Source organism: Bradyrhizobium sp. 155 (assembly GCF_023101105.1).
GTDB classification, from domain to species: domain Bacteria; phylum Pseudomonadota; class Alphaproteobacteria; order Rhizobiales; family Xanthobacteraceae; genus Bradyrhizobium; species Bradyrhizobium canariense_D.
This window is the reverse complement of the sequence record NZ_CP064704.1, coordinates 5,124,789-5,141,887: the sequence shown is the minus strand read 5'-3', so window position 1 is coordinate 5,141,887 and position 17,099 is coordinate 5,124,789. Positions and strand designations below refer to the sequence as shown.

At 64.3% G+C, this 17,099-nt stretch carries 13 protein-coding genes and 1 pseudogene; 3 read left to right on the top strand and 11 right to left on the bottom strand.

Annotated elements, in window-relative coordinates:
* Positions 1-8: 8 nt before the first annotated feature.
* The gene (locus IVA93_RS25035; RefSeq protein ID WP_247370897.1) at positions 9-2,297 is read right to left on the bottom strand and encodes a transglycosylase domain-containing protein; all 2,289 of its coding nucleotides are present in this window, start codon (positions 2,295-2,297) and stop codon (positions 9-11) included.
* Between the two features lie 295 nt (positions 2,298-2,592).
* Between IVA93_RS25035 and IVA93_RS25030 the strand changes: the two genes are divergently transcribed.
* Both IVA93_RS25030 and IVA93_RS25025 read left to right on the top strand, forming a co-directional pair.
* On the top strand, positions 2,593-3,108 hold the full coding sequence (locus tag IVA93_RS25030; protein WP_026233606.1) for a YcgN family cysteine cluster protein: 516 nt from the start codon (positions 2,593-2,595) through the stop codon (positions 3,106-3,108).
* Positions 3,109-3,262: 154 nt separating this feature from the next.
* On the top strand, positions 3,263-4,843 hold the full coding sequence (locus tag IVA93_RS25025; protein WP_085352297.1) for an MDR family MFS transporter: 1,581 nt from the start codon (positions 3,263-3,265) through the stop codon (positions 4,841-4,843).
* 6 nt (positions 4,844-4,849) lie between these two features.
* Here IVA93_RS25025 and IVA93_RS25020 read toward each other — a convergent pair whose 3' ends face one another.
* The 3 genes and pseudogenes from IVA93_RS25020 to IVA93_RS25010 all read right to left on the bottom strand — a co-directional run bounded on the left by IVA93_RS25020 (position 4,850) and on the right by IVA93_RS25010 (position 9,735).
* Positions 4,850-7,351, bottom strand: a complete 2,502-nt coding sequence (locus tag IVA93_RS25020) for a GAF domain-containing sensor histidine kinase (protein WP_247455140.1) — start codon at positions 7,349-7,351, stop codon at positions 4,850-4,852.
* Positions 7,352-7,465: 114 nt separating this feature from the next.
* A pseudogene (locus IVA93_RS25015) lies at positions 7,466-9,099 on the bottom strand (thiamine pyrophosphate-requiring protein).
* Positions 9,100-9,315: 216 nt separating this feature from the next.
* A complete protein-coding gene (locus IVA93_RS25010) occupies positions 9,316-9,735 on the bottom strand; it encodes a hypothetical protein (protein ID WP_026233607.1) in 420 nt (139 codons plus the stop codon).
* Positions 9,736-9,933: 198 nt separating this feature from the next.
* Between IVA93_RS25010 and IVA93_RS25005 the strand changes: the two genes are divergently transcribed.
* Positions 9,934-11,376 carry a hypothetical protein gene (locus tag IVA93_RS25005; RefSeq protein ID WP_247541229.1) on the top strand — a complete coding sequence of 481 codons (1,443 nt, stop codon included), beginning with the start codon at positions 9,934-9,936 and terminating at the stop codon, positions 11,374-11,376.
* A 1-nt stretch (position 11,377) separates the two neighbouring features.
* On the opposite strand, the gene IVA93_RS25000 is transcribed toward IVA93_RS25005, so the two are convergent.
* From IVA93_RS25000 to ku, 7 genes are all read right to left on the bottom strand, one after another.
* The gene (locus IVA93_RS25000) at positions 11,378-12,061 is read right to left on the bottom strand and encodes a class I SAM-dependent methyltransferase (RefSeq protein ID WP_162496368.1); all 684 of its coding nucleotides are present in this window, start codon (positions 12,059-12,061) and stop codon (positions 11,378-11,380) included.
* Positions 12,062-12,069: 8 nt separating this feature from the next.
* Positions 12,070-13,065, bottom strand: a complete 996-nt coding sequence (locus tag IVA93_RS24995; protein WP_085352302.1) for a glycosyltransferase family 2 protein — start codon at positions 13,063-13,065, stop codon at positions 12,070-12,072.
* Between the two features lie 175 nt (positions 13,066-13,240).
* Positions 13,241-14,803, bottom strand: coding sequence for a hypothetical protein (locus IVA93_RS24990; RefSeq protein WP_085352303.1), 1,563 nt, complete (start codon positions 14,801-14,803; stop codon positions 13,241-13,243).
* 185 nt (positions 14,804-14,988) lie between these two features.
* On the bottom strand, positions 14,989-15,153 hold the full coding sequence (locus IVA93_RS24985; protein ID WP_018458549.1) for a Flp family type IVb pilin: 165 nt from the start codon (positions 15,151-15,153) through the stop codon (positions 14,989-14,991).
* Between the two features lie 192 nt (positions 15,154-15,345).
* A complete protein-coding gene (locus tag IVA93_RS24980) occupies positions 15,346-15,528 on the bottom strand; it encodes a hypothetical protein (protein WP_018458550.1) in 183 nt (60 codons plus the stop codon).
* Between the two features lie 169 nt (positions 15,529-15,697).
* On the bottom strand, positions 15,698-15,934 hold the full coding sequence (locus tag IVA93_RS24975) for a hypothetical protein (protein WP_018458551.1): 237 nt from the start codon (positions 15,932-15,934) through the stop codon (positions 15,698-15,700).
* 57 nt (positions 15,935-15,991) lie between these two features.
* Positions 15,992-16,975, bottom strand: a complete 984-nt coding sequence (ku, locus tag IVA93_RS24970) for a non-homologous end joining protein Ku (RefSeq protein ID WP_247370889.1) — start codon at positions 16,973-16,975, stop codon at positions 15,992-15,994.
* Positions 16,976-17,099 lie beyond the last annotated feature (124 nt).

Below are 17,099 nucleotides of genomic sequence, written 5' to 3'. Positions count from 1 at the left end.
TTGTTCGGTCAGTTCTTGCGCGGGGCGGATGCGTTCGCATTCTCTTCCGCATAGTTCTGCGGGAAGGCGAGCGCGCTCGTGGACGATGCCGGTTTGGCTTGCTTGGGGTCGGTGGCGGCCGCTTTGGCCGCGGTCCTGGCCGCGTCATCCAGCAGCTTCTCGACGCGCACCAAAACGTCGGCGCCGCGCTTGGTCAATACGGGCGGCGGACCGGGCTTGGTCTCCAGCACCTTCGGCGCCGCATTGGCCTGTGCGTTGGTGATCCGCTCGGGCGGCAGCTTCTGGCCCATGCCGACACCGGCGATCTCCCGGACCTCGACGCCCTGATGCGCCGCGAGCATGATGTCGTGCCAGGTCTGCGCCGGCAGCGAGCCGCCGGTCATGCGGTTGGTCGGCGAATAGTCGTCATTGCCGTACCAGACCGCGCAGGTGAAATTGCCGGTGTAGCCGACGAACCAGGCGTCGCGATACGCATTCGTCGTGCCGGTCTTGCCCGCGGTCGGAATGCCGTCGAGGGCTGCGCGGCGCGCGGTGCCTTCGCTGACGACGTGGCTCATCATGCCAGCCATGTCGGCGGCTACGGAGGCGGGAATCGCCTGGCGCGGCTTCGGCCCGTCGCGGTCCCAGCGCCAGACCGGATCGCCCGCGCCGGTGCGCACTTCCAGCACGGAATGCGGCGTCACTGCCTTGCCGCGGTTGGGGAAAGTCGCGTACGCCACCGCGTGCTCGAGCACGGTGACTTCGTCCGAGCCGATCGGCAGCGACGGCGTGTCGGGCAGCGGTGCCTTGAGGCCGAAGCGGCGCGCGACCTCGACGATCTTGGCGCGGCCGATCTTGGCCGGGTTCGGCGCCTTCGGCTGCTCCTTCTGGCCGATCGCGATCGACAGCTTGACGGGTACAACGTTGATCGAGCGCGTGATCGCCTGCGTCAGTGTCACCGCGCCGGAATAGGAATGGCCATAGTTCTGCGGGCACCAATTGCCGATGCAGACCGGGCCGTCGACCACGATCGAATTCGGCGTGAAGCCGTTGAGGAGCGCGGTGGTGTAGACGTAAGGCTTGAACGACGAGCCCGGCTGGCGATAGGCGTCGGTGGCGCGGTTGAACTGGCTGGCGCCGTAGTCGCGGCCGCCGACCATGGCGCGGATGCCGCCGTCGAGATCGGAGACGACGGTCGCGGCCTGCGTCGCGTGATAGTCGCGGCCGAACTGGCGCAGCTGGTTCTCGACCGCGTCCTCCGCCGCCTTCTGCACGTTGGTGTCGATCGCGAGCCGGACCACGAAGACGCGCTCAGTGTAGGATTTCGGGAAGGTGTCGACCAGCTTGCGCATCTCGTCGAAGGCGTAGTCGAGATAATAATTCGGCGACGCCTCGTAGCGGCGGTCGACCGCGAAGGCGGGGTTGCGGCGGGCGCCGAACACCTGGCCCTCGGTCATGAAGCCGGCGTCGACGAGATTGTCGAGAACGACATTGGCGCGGGCGCGGGCGGCGGGCAGGTTGATGTGGGGCGCGTATTTGGTCGGCGCCTTGAACAGGCCGGCGAGCATCGCGGCTTCGGCGAGCGTCACGTCACGTGCCGACTTGTTGAAGTAGAAATGCGCGGCGCCGTCGACGCCGAAGGTGCCGCCGCCCATATAGGCGCGGTCGAGATACAGTTTGAGGATCTCGTTCTTGGTCAGGCGCCATTCCAGCCAGACCGCGAGGAAGGCTTCGTTGACCTTGCGCTCGATGGTGCGCTCGTTGCTCAGGAACAGGTTCTTGGCGAGCTGCTGGGTGATCGAAGAGCCGCCCTGGCGGACGCCGCCGGCCTGGGCGTTGGTGACGAGCGCGCGCGCGGTGCCGGCGATGTCGATGCCGAAATGCTCGTAGAAGCGGCGGTCCTCGGTCGCGAGCGTCGCCTTGATCAGCACGTCCGGAAAATCTTCCAACGGGATCGAATCGTTGTGCTTGATGCCGCGGCTGCCGATCGGGTTGCCGTAGCGGTCGAGGAAGGTCACCGCGAGGTCGGACTTCTTCAGCCAGTCCTCGTCCGCCGTCTCGCGGAAGGCGGGAATGGCGAGGGTCAGCATCACCACCAGGCCGCCGAGGCCGAGGGTCGCGGCCTCCGACAGCGGCTCGATGAACACCCAGCGCTTCCAGCGCCCGACATAGAAGCGGTCCATGAAGGTCGAGTAGCGCTCGTAGAGCTCGCGGATGCCCTTGGCCGAGGAGAACAGCGAGGAGTCGATGCGCGCATCGAGGTCCAGGAAGAAATTCCGGATCCGGGCCTTCCAATGCGGTGGTATGATCTGGCGCACCTAGAACCCTTGCGGCTTGGTTCGAAAGCGTTCAAGCACCCGGCCGGGGGCGGCATCGAGACGTCTTGCGGGAGTGTTGCGGCAAACCCAAGGCGCCCGGCCAGCGACGGTGGGGACTTGCTGTTCCTTCTAGCCGAGCAGGGCCTATAAACCAATGGTCACGCTTGCGATTTTGAACAACAGGCCTAATTGACCCCGGTTCATTACGGGCCTCACGCGGGCGTTGCTTGCAGCCCCACGACCGCACGCCCTAGATGGCACCAACCGTAGCTCTTTCGAACTTTTGTTGAGGCGCATGACCGCAGCTCCCAAACGACCTTCAGGCCAGGAAGGATTCTTCTGGAAAACCAAGACGTTGGAAGAGATGTCGGGGCCCGAATGGGAGAGCCTGTGCGACGGCTGCGGCCGCTGCTGCCTGAACAAGCTCGAGGAAGATGGCACCGGCGACATCTATTTCACCCATGTCGGCTGCAAGCTGCTCGATGGGGTGACCTGCGGCTGCAAGGACTACGCGAATCGTTCCGACAAGGTTCCGGACTGCGTCCGCCTGACCCCGGCCAATGTCCGCACCCTGAACTGGCTGCCGCCGAGCTGCGGCTACAAGCTTGTTGCGGAAGGCCGCGACCTCTATTGGTGGCATCCCCTGGTGTCAGGCGATCCCGACACCGTGCATGACGCGGGCGTCTCCGTACGCGGACGGGTCGAAGGCAGCGAGGTCGAGATTCCGGACGATGAGCTCGAGAACCACATCGTGCAGTGGCCGGCGCAGCTGCCAAAACGGGCGCGCCTGAAGCGACGTCCGAAGGACTGATCCGCCGCACCAGGTAGATCACGTCCTCGCGATGGCCGTGGGTGGGATGCTCCCATGCGCCGCGGTGCCTGCCTGAGAAGAACTTTGCTGTCTACATTGGCTGCATAGAACGAATCCTTCGCGGCGTTGCGCCGCCTCATGGCTTCCGGTCGAGATGAACAAGTTCGAGCGGCAGAGCAGTTCTGCCGACACCCAGACATTGCCCGACGATATCGCTGAAGAGCTGTCGCGCCTTCCGAGCGAGGTCTTGAGCGTCGATCACGCTCCTTCGCTCGCGCCGCCGGCGCCGCTGTCGCAGGACGAGGTCCGCACCATCGTCATCAGCCTGATGCTGACGATGTTCCTGGCTGCACTCGACCAGACCATCGTCGCCACCGCGCTGCCGACCATCGGACGCCAGTTCCACGACGTCTCCAATCTCTCCTGGGTCATCACCGCCTATCTGCTCGCGTCGACCGCGGTCGCGCCGGTTTTCGGCACGCTCAGCGACATCTACGGGCGCCGTGTGATGATCATCATCTCGCTCAGCCTGTTCGTCGCGGGCTCGGTGCTGTGCGCGATCGCTCCGAACCTGCCGATGCTGATTCTTGCACGCGGTCTCCAGGGACTGGGTGGCGGGGGCATCATGCCGGTGGTGCAGACCGTGATCTCCGACGTCGTGAGCCCACGCGAGCGCGGCCAGTATCAAGCCTATTTCTCCAGCGTCTGGATGGTCGGCGGCATTCTCGGCCCGGTCATCGGCGGCGTGTTCGCCGAGCATCTGCACTGGTCGATGATCTTCTGGATCAATGTGCCGCTCGCGGCGGCGGCGATCGCGTTGCTGCTGCCCAGGATGAAGAAGATTCCGGTGTTCCACCGCAAGCGCAAGGTCGACTGGCTCGGCGGCGTGCTGCTGATGGCCTCTGCCGTCGTCTTCATGCTGGTGCTGACCTGGGGGGGCACGCGCTTCCCGTGGCTCTCGCCCACCGTGCTTGCGATGGTGGGCGGCGCTGTAGCGCTCGCGGTCACCTTCGTGTGGCACGCGCGCCGGGCGGAAGAGCCGTTCCTGCCGCTGCCGCTGCTCGGAGGATCGGTTGTGCCGTTCGGGCTGACGGCCGGCGGTTGCGCGCTCGGTGCGATCACGGGCCTCACGGTGCAGCTGCCGCTCTATTACGAGGCGGTCTATCACCTCAGCGCCAGCGAAGCGGGCCTCGCGCTGATTCCGCTCGCGGCGGTCTCGACCTGCGGCGCGGCCATCGCCGGTCGCACCATGGCGCGGGCTAAGCACTACAAGCGGGTCGCCATCGTAGGAACGTCCTGGGCAGCGCTGTGCGGCCTCGGCCTCACGTTGACGACGTTGCCGCTCTGGGCGCTGCTGATGCTGATGGCTGCGTTTGCGCTTGGCCTCGGCACCACTTTTCCGGTCTGCGTCGTCTCGGTGCAGAATTCGGTCGCCCGTCCGCAGGTCGGCACCATCACGGGCGCGTTGAACTTCTTCCGCTCGCTTATGTCCTCGTTCACGGTTGCGGCGTTCGCGGCCATCCTGCTCATCGCACTCGGTGCCGACGTTCCGCTCGCCGGCGAGCATCACGGCGCCGTCAATGCGATTCCCGCGGACGACATGCGGCATGCGTTCCGCTACGTCTTCGGCGCCGCCACCGCGCTGATGGCTGGCGCCGCGCTCTGCCTGATCATGATGGAGGAGCGGCCGCTGGCCGGTCCGTCCACGACGCAACCCGTCGAGATGGCGGAATGAGAACCGCTAGCCGCGGCGTCCGTCCGGAAAGCTGCTGCTTCGCGGCAATCGGATCGTGAACTCGGTGAACGCGCCGGGCTCCGTCGCGACGTCGATTGTGCCGCCGTGCTGCTTCACCACGATATCGTGGCTCATCGACAATCCGAGGCCGGTGCCTTCGCCGGCCGGCTTGGTGGTGAAGAACGGATCGAACATCTTTTCCTTCACCTCGTGCGGAATGCCGGTGCCATTGTCGCGGATGCGGATCTCGATGCTGTCGCCCCGGTCGCGTGTCGCGGCGATCACCACCGGCTCGTAATCGGCGGCGCCGTCATCCGACTTGCGCTTGGCGACCGCGTGGAAGCCATTCGAGATCAGGTTCAGCAGCACCCGGGTGATCTCCTGCGGAAACACTTCCGCTTGCCCGGCAGCCGGATCAAGCTCGCGCTTCAGCGTCACGTCGAACTGCGGCTTCTCGGCGCGGGCGCCGTGATAGGCGAGGTTGAGGCTCTCCTCGACCAGCGCGTTGATGTCGCTCAGCCGATGCTCGCCGCCGCCCTCGCGGGAATGCAGCAGCATGTTCTTGACGATGGAGTCGGCGCGCCTGCCATGCTGCACGATTTTCGCGAGATTGTCCTTCAACAGTCGGGTCAGCTCGTCGACCTCGCTGCGAACGTCGTCCGCGAGCGGGACAGGCGCGAGCGCCTCGTTCAGCTCGTCCGTCAGCTCGGCGGAGAGCGATGCAAAATTGTTGACGAAGTTGAGCGGGTTCTTGATCTCGTGCGCGATGCCGGCGGTGAGCTGGCCGAGCGAAGCCAGCTTCTCGGTCTGGACCAGCCGGTCCTGGGCAGCGCGCAAATCGTCGAGGGATTTGGCGAGGTCCCGGGTGCGGTCCTGCACCTCGTTGAACAGGCGCGTGTTCTCGATGGCGATCACGGCCTGGTCTGCAAAGGTCTTGAGCAGGGCGATCGCCTTGTCCGGGAAAGGACCGGCCTCCGGCCGCGTCACGCCGATGGTGCCGATCGCGACGCCGTCGCGTAGCATCGGGATCACGAGGATGCTGCGATAGCCTCGCGTCCGCGCCAGCTCTCTCATGGCGTCCGTGAGGTCGGGCTCGGTCTGCATGTCGCTGCGGAATGCGAACTCTCCGCTTCTTGCCACCCGGCTGTGAATGCCGGATGCCGACAGCGGCACCGGGAACGAATTGAGCAGCTCTTCATTGCCGGCTTCGTTGTCGGTGCTGAAGGCGGCCAGGTGCAGCAGGTCGTCGATGACGCGCGTGACGGTGGAGGAATGTCCGCCGACCAGGGACTTGGCGCTGTCGGAGATCGCCTGGAACACCGGCGTCACATCCGCGGGCGAGGCCGCGATCACCTTGAGGATGTCGGCGGTCGCGGTCTGCCGTTCCAGCGCTTCCCTCGTGGTGTTGAACAGGCTGACATTCTTGATCGCAATCACCGCCTGGTCAGCGAAGGTCTGCAACAGCCGCACGTGATGCTCGCCGAACGCGCCGGTCGCGCGCCGCGTGGCGATGATGACGCCGATCGCCTCGCCGTCGCTCATCAAGGGCGCGAACAGCATGCTGCGGTAGCCCCGGGCGCGTGCGATGTCGCGGGCTGCGGGTTCGACTTCGGTGTCGGGCAATTGCGCCGCCACACCATTGGCCACGAGCCGGTAGGGCGGGAACTGCGCGAATGGCACCGGGAACGAGGCCTGCAGCACGCGATCGCCGGCCGGATCGGTCGGCGTGAACGCCGCAAGGTGCGCCGCGCCCCCAATGTAGCGCAGCACCGCCGTGGAGAAGCCGCCGATCAGCCGGTTGGCATTGGCCGCGATGGCGTCGAACACCGGCTGTACGTCGGACGGCGAGGCGGCCATCACTTTCAGAATGTCGGCGGTGGCGGTCTGACGCTCCAGCGTCTCGCGTGTCTCGTTGAACAGCCGCGCATTCTCGATCGCGATCACCGCCTGGTCGGCAAAGGTCTGAAGCAACTGCACGAGGTCGGCTGCGAACGCGCCGGGCTCGGCGCGCGTGACGCTGATCATGCCGACTGGCGTCGCCCGATTCATCAGGGGCATGAACAGCACGCTGCGGAAGCCGCGCAGCCGCGCAAGGTTCCGATTCAGCTCCGGGACCTCCGCGGCTTCGCTATCGGGAAACTGGATCGTCTCGCCGCCACGCACCAGCGCAAAGGTCGGAAAGTCGGCAATCTTGCGCGGGAACGACGCCTTGAGCCCTTCGTCCGCCTCGGGGCTCGTTGGTGTAAACGCCACGAGGTGGAGCTCGTCCTCGATGAACTGAAGCACGGTGGCGGAGAAGCCGCCGAGCAAGCGCCGGGAGCTGGACGCGATCGCCTCGAAGACCGGCCGGGCATCGGACGGAGAGGCCGCGATGGTGCGCAGAATCCCGGCGCTGGCGTTCTGACGATCGCGCGCAATCGCGAGCTCGCTGCGAAGCTGCGCGTTCTCGGCTGTGGCCGCCTGCAACAGGCGTTTAAATTCCGCGATGTCGTTGGAAGGGGCGGTCATTCGCAATCCGGCTTGATGCCGCGACAAGCGCGGCACCGAGGCGGATTATCACATCTCCTGCGGCCGGAGCCAGCCTCCGCGACAGCGAGTTTTGCTGCCGGAATCCGGCCCGCTTCACGTGCCCGGCCGCGACACCTCGGTCTCCTTGCTGGTGATGAACTCCAGCAGCACGGGAACGCCTTCCTGCGTCTTCTGGATGCCGCGCCTGATCGCGGGGGTGATGTCCTCAGGTCTCGTCACCCGCTCTCCATAGCCGCCGAAGGCGCGCGCCATCGCGGCGTAGTCTCCGGAAATGTCGGTCGAGCGATATTTCTCGGTCGAGACCGGCATCACCTTCAATTCGATCGCCATTGAAAAATTGTTCAGCAGGATCGACATGATCGGGATGCGCTCGCGCACCGCGGTCTCGAAATCCATGCCGGTGAAGCCGATCGCGGCGTCGCCCCAGACATTGATGCAGAGCTTGTCAGGCTTTGCGAGCTTTGCGCCCATGGCCAGCCCAAGGCCGTAGCCGAGTTGCGTCGTCTTGCCCCAGCCGAGATAGGTGAGGGGCTCGACCGACTTCCAGAACGGCGAAAGCTGGTCGCGGGGGCTGCCGGCATCGTGGGTGATGATGGTGTTGCGGATGTCGACGGTATGTTGCAGGTCCCACAGCACGCGATAGGGGCTCAAGGGCGCATCATTGCTGGTGAGCTTCGGCATCCATTTCGCCAGCCACTCCTTGTGCGAAGCCGCGATCTCGGCTGCCACCGCCGACGCGTCGCGATCCGCGCTGACGGTCTTGCCGATCTCCTCCAGCAGCGCGTCGAGCACAAGCCCGGCATCGCCGACGAGGCCAATCCTGGCTTCCACGTCCTTGTTGAGATGGTTCGGATCGAGTGTGGAGTGGATGATGGTTTTGTCTTTGGGCATCGCGATGCCGAAGCTTGTTTCAGTGAAGGAGCAGCCGATGCCGAAAATGAGGTCGGCCTCAGCCAGAAACTTCGGCACGGCGCGCGGCACCGCAAGGCCGCCGGAGCCGAGCGAGAGCGGATGCGTTTCCGGGAAGGACGATTTGCCCCCAAGGCTGGTCGTGACGGGAATGGCGAGCCGTTCGGCCAGCCGCTTCAGTTGTGGCCACGCCTGGGCGTAATGCACGCCCTGGCCGGCATAGATCACCGCGCGCTTGGCGTTGACGAGCAGGTCGGCCGCCTCCTTCATATGAATGGGATCCGCGCCGTAGCGGGTGCGCAGCACAGGCGTGTAGTTCAGCGGCTCCGGCACCTCCTCGTTCCACATGTCCGCAGGGATCTCGACGATCACAGGGCCGCCGCGGCCGTTCTTCAGCTTGGTAAAGGCGCGGCGAAAAATGTTGGCGACTTCCGCGGCCAGGATGATCGGCTCCGACGATTTCGAAAACGCCTTCATCGCCTCGCTGGAATTGAAGTTCGGCTCGATATGCGCAAGCCTGCGCTGATAGCCCATTGGCAGCACCAGTACGGGAACGGATTCGCCGTAGCATTGCGCAACGCCGCCCATCGCATTCTCCGCACCGGGGCCATGCTGCATGCAGAACGCGCCGATCGAGCGTCCCGATGTCACCCCGAGATCGCATCCGCCATGTGGATGCCGACGCGCTCCTGCCGCACCATCACCGGCCGGATATCGGCCTTGGCCGCATGCTCGATCAGATGGTTGACCGGATAGCCGCAGAGGATCCCGATCCCCTCGCACTTCATGATTTCCGCAATCGCGGTGCCGAGCTTCATGGCGTCTCTCTCCCTGGCGTAGGCCGGTTGCTCCGGCCGATTAGGGGAGAGAGGATCAGGAAATCCGGGGAGGGTAAAGCGCGGACGATGAGAGTCGCGGTAGGTCAGCTATGCAGCGAACTGCCGTAGCCCGGATGGAGCGCAGCGCAATCCGGGGCCGTTCCACCCGGATAGACCAGTGACGAATTTCGCTGCGCTCCATCCGGACTACGACCGCTACTTGCAGCTTTGGCAGATCATCAGCTTGCGTTTCAGCGACTCATCTTCTTGATCGATCAATTGCTCAGCGGCGCCTTTCGCACCCGGATCGGCCCTGGAGCCCTTCGCATTGCGTGACCTCACAGGCGGGACTACCTGGCTCGAGGTGTCGTTGCCGTCGCCGATACCTACGCTGAAGCCATCGTAGTCGGCAGCTGGGTTCGGCGCCGATGGAAGCCCGCCGATCACCGGCGGCGAAGCTTCTCTGATGGATGCTGCCGGCGGAGGTCTGGAAGTTTTGGCGCCCGCATGCGGCGGCGATGCATTGGGCGGAGAAAGCGAAACCGACGGCGCGGCCGAAGTCTGCCCTCTCGCGCTGTCCTGCGACCAGACGCCAACAAAGATGAGGCTGAAAGCCAAGAGCATCACGCTTCTCATCCGCATCCTTCAAGCCGCCGTGGTTCGTCGATTGACAGTGTGAAGCGTATCAGGACCCGCATTGTCGTCAAAGCGCCGCAGCCCGGATTTCGCTACCGGGAATATAGTTCACAAAGCGTGACCGGCCCGCCGCGCACCAAGCCAGGCCCTGTCAAGTCAAAGAGGAATTTAACGCTTGCGCCCTAACTTGCGCTCGCCATGAGTGACCAGGTCGTCCACAGCGAGGTTCAACCGTTTTCGGCGCGTGCGGCGCTTCCCTGGCTGGTGAGCCTTGGCGTCTATGGCCTGCTGCTGATCCTTGGACCGCGGCTGCTCAATGATCCCGACAGCTATTCCCACATCGAGGTCGGGCGCTGGATCATCGCGCATGGCACGCTGCCAGCGACCGACCCATTTTCCTTTTCGAGGCACGGCGCTCCCTGGATCACCTTCGAATGGCTCTCGGAGGTCATCTACGCCGGAGCCTACGCGCTTGCCGGCTGGCAGGGCGTCCTCGTCGTCGCCGCCGCGGCGATAGCGCTCGCCTTTGGCCTGTTCACCTTCTTCCTGCTGCGCGAGCTTTCGCCGACCCAGACATTGCTCATGGTGATCGCGGCCGTCATCCTGTTGGCGCCGCATATGCTGGCGCGGCCACATGTGCTGGTGCTGCCGCTGATGGTGACCTGGGCGGCTGCCCTGGTACGCTGCATGGATCGTGAAGGGCCTCCGCCGTACTGGGCCCTTCCGCTGCTGGTCGTGTGGGCCAATCTGCACGGCAGTGTGGTGTTGGCACTTGGACTGATCGGGCCTGCGGGGCTCGAGGCGCTGCTGCGCGAGAAGCGCGGCGAATGGCCACGCGTATTCCTGCGATGGCTACCGTTCACCGCGCTCGCGGTCGCGGCCTCCTGCCTGACGCCCTACGGGCCGGAACCGCTGCTGATGCCGCTGACCACACTCGGCCTCGGCCCGGCGCTCGGGTGGATCGCGGAATGGCGGCCGCAGGATTTCAGCCACATAGGTTTCTTCGAGTTGCTGCTGCTGGCCGGCATCTTCGCGCTCTCGCGTGGCGTGACGCTGCCGGTCGTGCGGGCCTTGGTCGTGATCGGCTTGCTGCATTTCGCGCTGGCCCAGATCCGCAATGCGGATCTGCTGGCCATGCTGGCGCCGCTCTATCTGGCGGCTCCGCTGGGGCGGAAGTTCGGCGGACCGATTGGGGAAGACGCCGGCTCGTCATGCGGCCTGAACCTCGCCGTGCTCGGTGTGCTGATCGTGGTAAGCGGGGCGACGCTGGCCCGGGATATACGGCCGGCTCCGGCCATTACCCCTCAGGCTGCCATCGCTGAAGCCAACCTCGCCGCAGCGGGGCACGTGCTCAACGATTATACCTTCGGTGGCTATTTGATCTTTGCCGGCATTCCCACCTTTATCGACGGTCGCGGTGAACTGTACGGGGGAGCGTTCATCAACCGCTACAATCGCGCCCTGGCGCTCGTCGATCTCGGCGACTTTCTCAGATTGCTCGACGAATACAGCATCGGCGCGACGTTGCTCGCGCCGGGGACGCCGGCTATAGCGATGCTGGACCGGCTGCCCCAATGGCAGCGCGTCTACAGCGACGACGTGGCGGTCGTGCACAAGCGGCGAGATATACCGCAAAGATAGATCAAGCGGTCCCGTAGGCGGCGTATTGGCCGCCGAGCGGCACGCCGCTCAGGGTCGCTTCGAGACGCCGCGACGGCTTGGTGTCCCAGGGCAGCAGCAGGAAATGGCGCGCACCGATCTCGCGCAAGCCGCCGGCAGCCATCAATTTTCGGGTTGTGCCGGCCCCGAGCAAGACGGCGTCCCGGTCGAACTCACAACGCGCGACGGCAAGACGGGTCAGCGGGTTGTACGGATTGTGCTCGATGACGCAGACGAGTCCACCGGGGCGCGTCACGCGCCGCATCTCCGCGATGAATTGCGCCCATTCCGTTGGCACGAGATGGTGCATCACGCAGACGGCCGTGACCAGATCGAAGCTGGCATCGTCGAAAGGAAAGGTGCGGCCGTCGAACTCACGGTAGTCGACCCTGCCGTTGTCAGCGCGCGCCTGCGCCAGGCTGGCCGACGAGACGTCGATGCCGCTCAAGCGGCCGACCATGCCGTGCAGCAGTGGATGAAGGCTGCCTACGCCGCAGCCGACGTCCAGCATGTCGGGCCTCTCCGTGTCGAGCCGCTGCGCGATCAGGTTGCCCAGCAGATCGGCCTTGGCGCGCATGAAGAAATGATGCGGCAAGCCGGAGAAGTCGATCGAGGATTGGACCACGTCACGGTAGTTGTCGTGATAGCCGTCGAAGAGCTCGGTCATGCGCTGTGTCACTCGTTGACGGCGTGGATCGCGGGTGCGGCTGCCGCCTCGTTGCGGTCGAAGCCTGCGCGGGTCTGCACCACGTAGAGCGGTCGACGTTTCACCTCGGCATGGATGCGGCCGACGTAAAGCCCCACGATACCCGTCATCAGCATGTTCATTCCACACAGCAGGGACACGACGACCATCGTCGAGGACCAGCCGGTCACGAGATGACTATCGTTGCTAAGCCACAACAGGATCACCCAGCCGCCATAGAGCAGTGCCAGACCTGAGACCGTCAATCCGCACCAGATTGCCAGGCGCAAGGGCAGATCGGAAAAGCCGAGCGCGGCGTTCATCGCGAGCCGCAGCATCTTGAACAGCGGATATTTGGTCTCGCCCGCTGCTCGCTCGAGGCGGTGGAAGGTGACCTCCGCCTGCCGGAAGCCGAGCCAGGCGATCATGCCGCGTACGAAGCGGTCCTGCTCCGGCATCTGCCGAAGCGCGTCGAGCACCTTGCGATCGATCAGGCGGAAGTCGCCGACGTCGGCGGGGATGCCGACCGAGGACATCCTGCCGAGAAGCCGGTAGAACAGATGCGCGGTCGCGCGCTTGAATCGGCTTTCGCCGTCGCGCGACAGGCGGCGGGCGTGGACGATGTCGTTGCCTTCCTGCCATTTTGCGATCAATTGCTCGATCACTTCGGGCGGATCCTGCAAATCGGCATCCATGACGATGATCGCTTCACCTTGCGCGGCGTCCATGCCGGCGGTGATGGCGATCTGATGCCCGAAATTTCGCGACAGGCCGATATAGCGAAAGCGCGGGTCGCGCGTGGCGAGCGCCTGTAGCACGATCGAACTGGAATCGCTGCTGCCGTCGTCAACGAAGATCGCCTCTGCCGGCCCGTCGAGCCGGGACAAGACCAGGTCGAGCCTGCGCAGCAGCACCGGCAGCACGGCTTCCTCGTTGAACACGGGGATGACGAGGCTGTAGCGGATCGACTGGAAATTGGCCGCCATGCGAGAGAGTCCAACTCGTTGCAGGAGCGGAAGTCTATGCCGGCGGTGGTTAAGGTCGCCTTGCCACAACCATTAAGGATATGGGGCACCGCAGTGGCTTCCAAAAGGCGGGTGCAGATGGTGATGCCCGATTAACCACGCTGGGCAGCCGCGGCTTCGGCCTAGGACTTGCGGTCTAGGACTTGCGGCGGATCTTGTAGAGAACAAATCGCTCAGAGGTGTCCAGCGCTTCCAGCAGATCCGGCAGCGGGTTTGCGGCTCGCGGCCCGAGGACATAGAGATAGTCGAAGTCCTGATGCCAGGTGCGGACGAACGGCGGAACGCCTGCCGGCGGCCGGCTTGCCGCAATCGCGGTAAGCACGCCCAGCGGCACCGGCCCCCCGTAGGGAATGGCAAGACGGCGCACGTCCTCGCGTGGCCGCACGGGCTGCTTGCCCGCTTCCGTGAATAGATTGGGCACGAACGCGTTGGCATAGTGCACGGCCAGCGTAGGTGCATAGTACATCGGATATGAGGTGAGGTCGGCGAAGGGCGGGTCTCCATTGTCGTCCGTGCTGGCGACGAGGATGCGCGAGCCGCGATCGATCTTGTGGAACGACTCGACGATGGCCGCATAGTCGGTGCGGTAAGGCAGCCACACCGTGAGCACGACGGCGAGATTGATCAGTATGACGCCACTGATCGCGGCGAGCGCTGCCATTCTCCACGCCCGGCTGGGCAGCGTCAGCGAGCAGAAGGCCGGCAGGATCAGAGCCGCAGCGGGAATGACGCGCAGGTCGACGAACGAGGTTCCGAACAGCTTCGAGGGAATGACGACGTAGAGCAGCGCGAAGCCGATCGCGAGCCAGGTCCCGGCTGTTTCGAGCTTGAGGACGCCGCGTCTTGCGGCGAAGAACAGCGAGACCATCAGCGTAAGCCCCGTCGCCGCTGCGATCGTCAGATTGTAACCGTTCATGATGCGCAACGGCCAGATCGGCTTGAATCCGATGAACCAACTCGTTCCTTCGCTTCCGATCGATCCCGCGGTCATGCGCATGATCCCAAAGAGGGCAAGCGCCGGTATGGCCAACGCGCCGAGCCGCGCGGCGGCGACCCCGTACGACCTTCGCCCATGGCGGATGCGCGAGAGCTCGTAGACGCCGAGCGTCGCGCCATAGACGCCGAGGGAGAAGAAATGCGCCGCAAACAGCGCAGCGACGAAGACCATGTTGACGACGAAACGCAGTGGCCATGGGCGCTCCGCGAGCATCAGATAGACGGCGATGCCGCAAAGAGCGAGGCCCAGTCCGAACTCGAAATTCACGAAGCCCCAGCTGAACGGCAGACAGTAAAGGAAAGCGAGCGCCGCAAAGCCGGCGAGATGGACCCGTCGCTTCCGGGCCCATTCGAGCAAAAGCGCGCCTCCGACGATCAGCAATTGGCTCAGGAGCAGAAACAGGCGCGTGGCGTTCTCAACGTTGATCAGCCGCGCCATTTGCGGGACCAGCAGATCCATTCCAAGGTTGGGATAGAATGCCCAGGCCACTTCGTAATACGGATTGGCATTGGGAGTGCCGTTCTGGCTCAGAATGTACATCCGGGCGAGATGATTGGGATAGTCGACCATCGCGGGGATAGGGGTCAGCAGCACCGGAAGAAACGACAGGGCCGCCAGGACAGCAAGAACGCTGATCGGCGTCGATCGGTCCGAGCCAAGACGAGCCCAGATTGTCGAGGTCGGCTTGTCGGAAGGAATCATGTCATAGGGCCGCTAGAGTTTGAGCTTACGCTCTACGACGGCGTAACCGCGCGACACAACGCCAATAATGTGAACTTCGCGAAAATCAAAGTGGGGTCGCCGCCGCATCGGAAGGAGGAGCCTATCATCCGGCGCGCTGCACGCGGATTCGTGCTGATGCGATTGCGGCGCGCCGGCTATGCCGGCTACTTCATCGCCGCGCTGATCGAGTTGAATTTGCTGCTCAGGAGTGCGCTGCCCGTGTTGTTCACGGCCGTGATGATCGCGAACGCGATGCCGGTGGCGATCAGACAATACTCGATGGCGGTGGCACCATTTTCGTCGGCAAGAAATGACTTGAGCAAAGTCATCGTCAACTCCTGTTCATCCGTCCAACCTAGGCTGGTGCCGTTTTCGGAATGGTAAATTGATTCACTAAGTTTTCGTGAGCGCGCCAAAACGCAGGGCGGATGGTCCTCACCTGCCGTTTGATATGGTGACATCGATTGACTTAAGGTTTCGTCACCCAATTCAGACGCATTTGGCGATGTCGTCATCCCGTCTCAGGACGAGATCTGGCGTTCCGGTGCGGCCTTGCTGGAGCGTTTCAGCACTATCGCCAGACGTCCGACCAGATAGCTGACCACGGACGGCTGCGCTCGCGCGGAGCTGCCGGCCAGGCTTTCTTCCTCGGCCGCGTCGTTGACGATGCCGATGTAATTCTTTCTGGCGTCCTGCTGCTTCACGAGCCTGCAACCCCGAGTTCAATCGAGGGGCGACGATGCTGCGCTGAGCGGGAAGCGTCGGTTAATTTTGTCTTCCGTAGGATTACGTGCCCTCCGGCCGCAGGCAGACGCTGAAAGCGCGGCTTGACTTAACGGATTGTTGAGCCTGTTCTCGAGCGGGGCGCCCGGCTCACTCGCGCCGACCGTCCGCATTCAGCGCCCGCAACACCGCGATGCGGGCGAACATCATCCAGCCGCCGCCGGTCTCGGCCGCGTTGATCAGGGTTTCGATCGCGGTCTGCCAGTGGCTCGCATCCTGCGTATCCTCGGGCAGTCGCATGATGTGATCGGCAGCTTCTTGCAGCGTCCGCAGCTTGCGCCCGCCACGTAACGAGATGGGTTCGTCGAACGCGGTCGACCAGGGCATGTCAGGTCGGCCGATCGACGAGGGGCAGCATCACGGCGTCGGCGCTGTGCGATGCCGCTAGCCGGCCTTCTTCGCCCGGGCCGGCGCGCGCACCGGCTTGTCCGCCTTTTTGGGAGCGGCTTTCGCAGCAGTGTCCTTGCCGCCCTTGCCGGTGATCGGCAGCAGCATCTCACGCTGGCCTTCGACGCGCTTCTTCGGCTTCTTGCGCTTGACGGCGTCCTTGGTCACGTCCTTGGCCACCTTCGCCGCGGGGCCTGCGTCCTTTTCGTTCGCGATGCTCTTCTTCAGCGCGTCCATGAGGTTGATAACGTTGCCGCCTGTCTTGGGCGCGGCCTTTGCTGCGATGGGCGCGCCGCTGCGCTTCTTGTTGATGAGGTCGATCAGTGCGGTCTCGTAATGGTCCTCGAACAGCTCAGGCTCGAACGCGCCGGACTTCTTCTCGACGATGTGCTTTGCAAGGTCGAGCATGTCCTTGGTCAGCTTCACGTCCTGGATGTCGTCGAAATAGTCCTTCTCGCCGCGCACCTCGTAGGGGTAGCGCAGCAGCGTCCCCATCAGGCCGCTCCCGAGCGGCTCCAGCGCGATGATGTGCTCGCGGTTGGTCAGCACCACGCGGCCGATCGCGACCTTGTCCATGCTCCGGATCGTCTCGCGGATCACCGCAAATGCGTCGTGGCCGACCTTGCCGTCGGGCACGAGATAGTAGGGGCGGATCAGATAGCGGCTGTCGATGTCGGTCTTCGGTACGAACTCGTCGATCTCGATCGTGTGGGTGGACTCCAGCGCGATGTCGTCGAGCTCGTCCTTGGTGACCTCGATATAGGTGTCGGTGTCGACCTTGTAGCCCTTGACGATGTCCTCCGAAGTCACCTCGTCACCGGTCTCGGCGTCGACCTTGAGGTACTTGATCCGGTGGCCGGTCTTGCGGTTTATCTGGTTGAACGAGACTTTCTCGGTATCCGAAGTGGCCGGATAGAGCGCGACCGGGCAGGTCACGAGCGACAAACGCAGAAAACCCTTCCAATTGGCGCGGGGGGCCATGGGCTACTCCAAACGCAACGGGGACAGAAGACGAAGATACCATCGGGGAACACCGAATCATAGCAAGGCGGATCGCTGAATCTTGCAACTGCGTTAATCGGCCGCCCGGCGCGCGGTTGCAGCC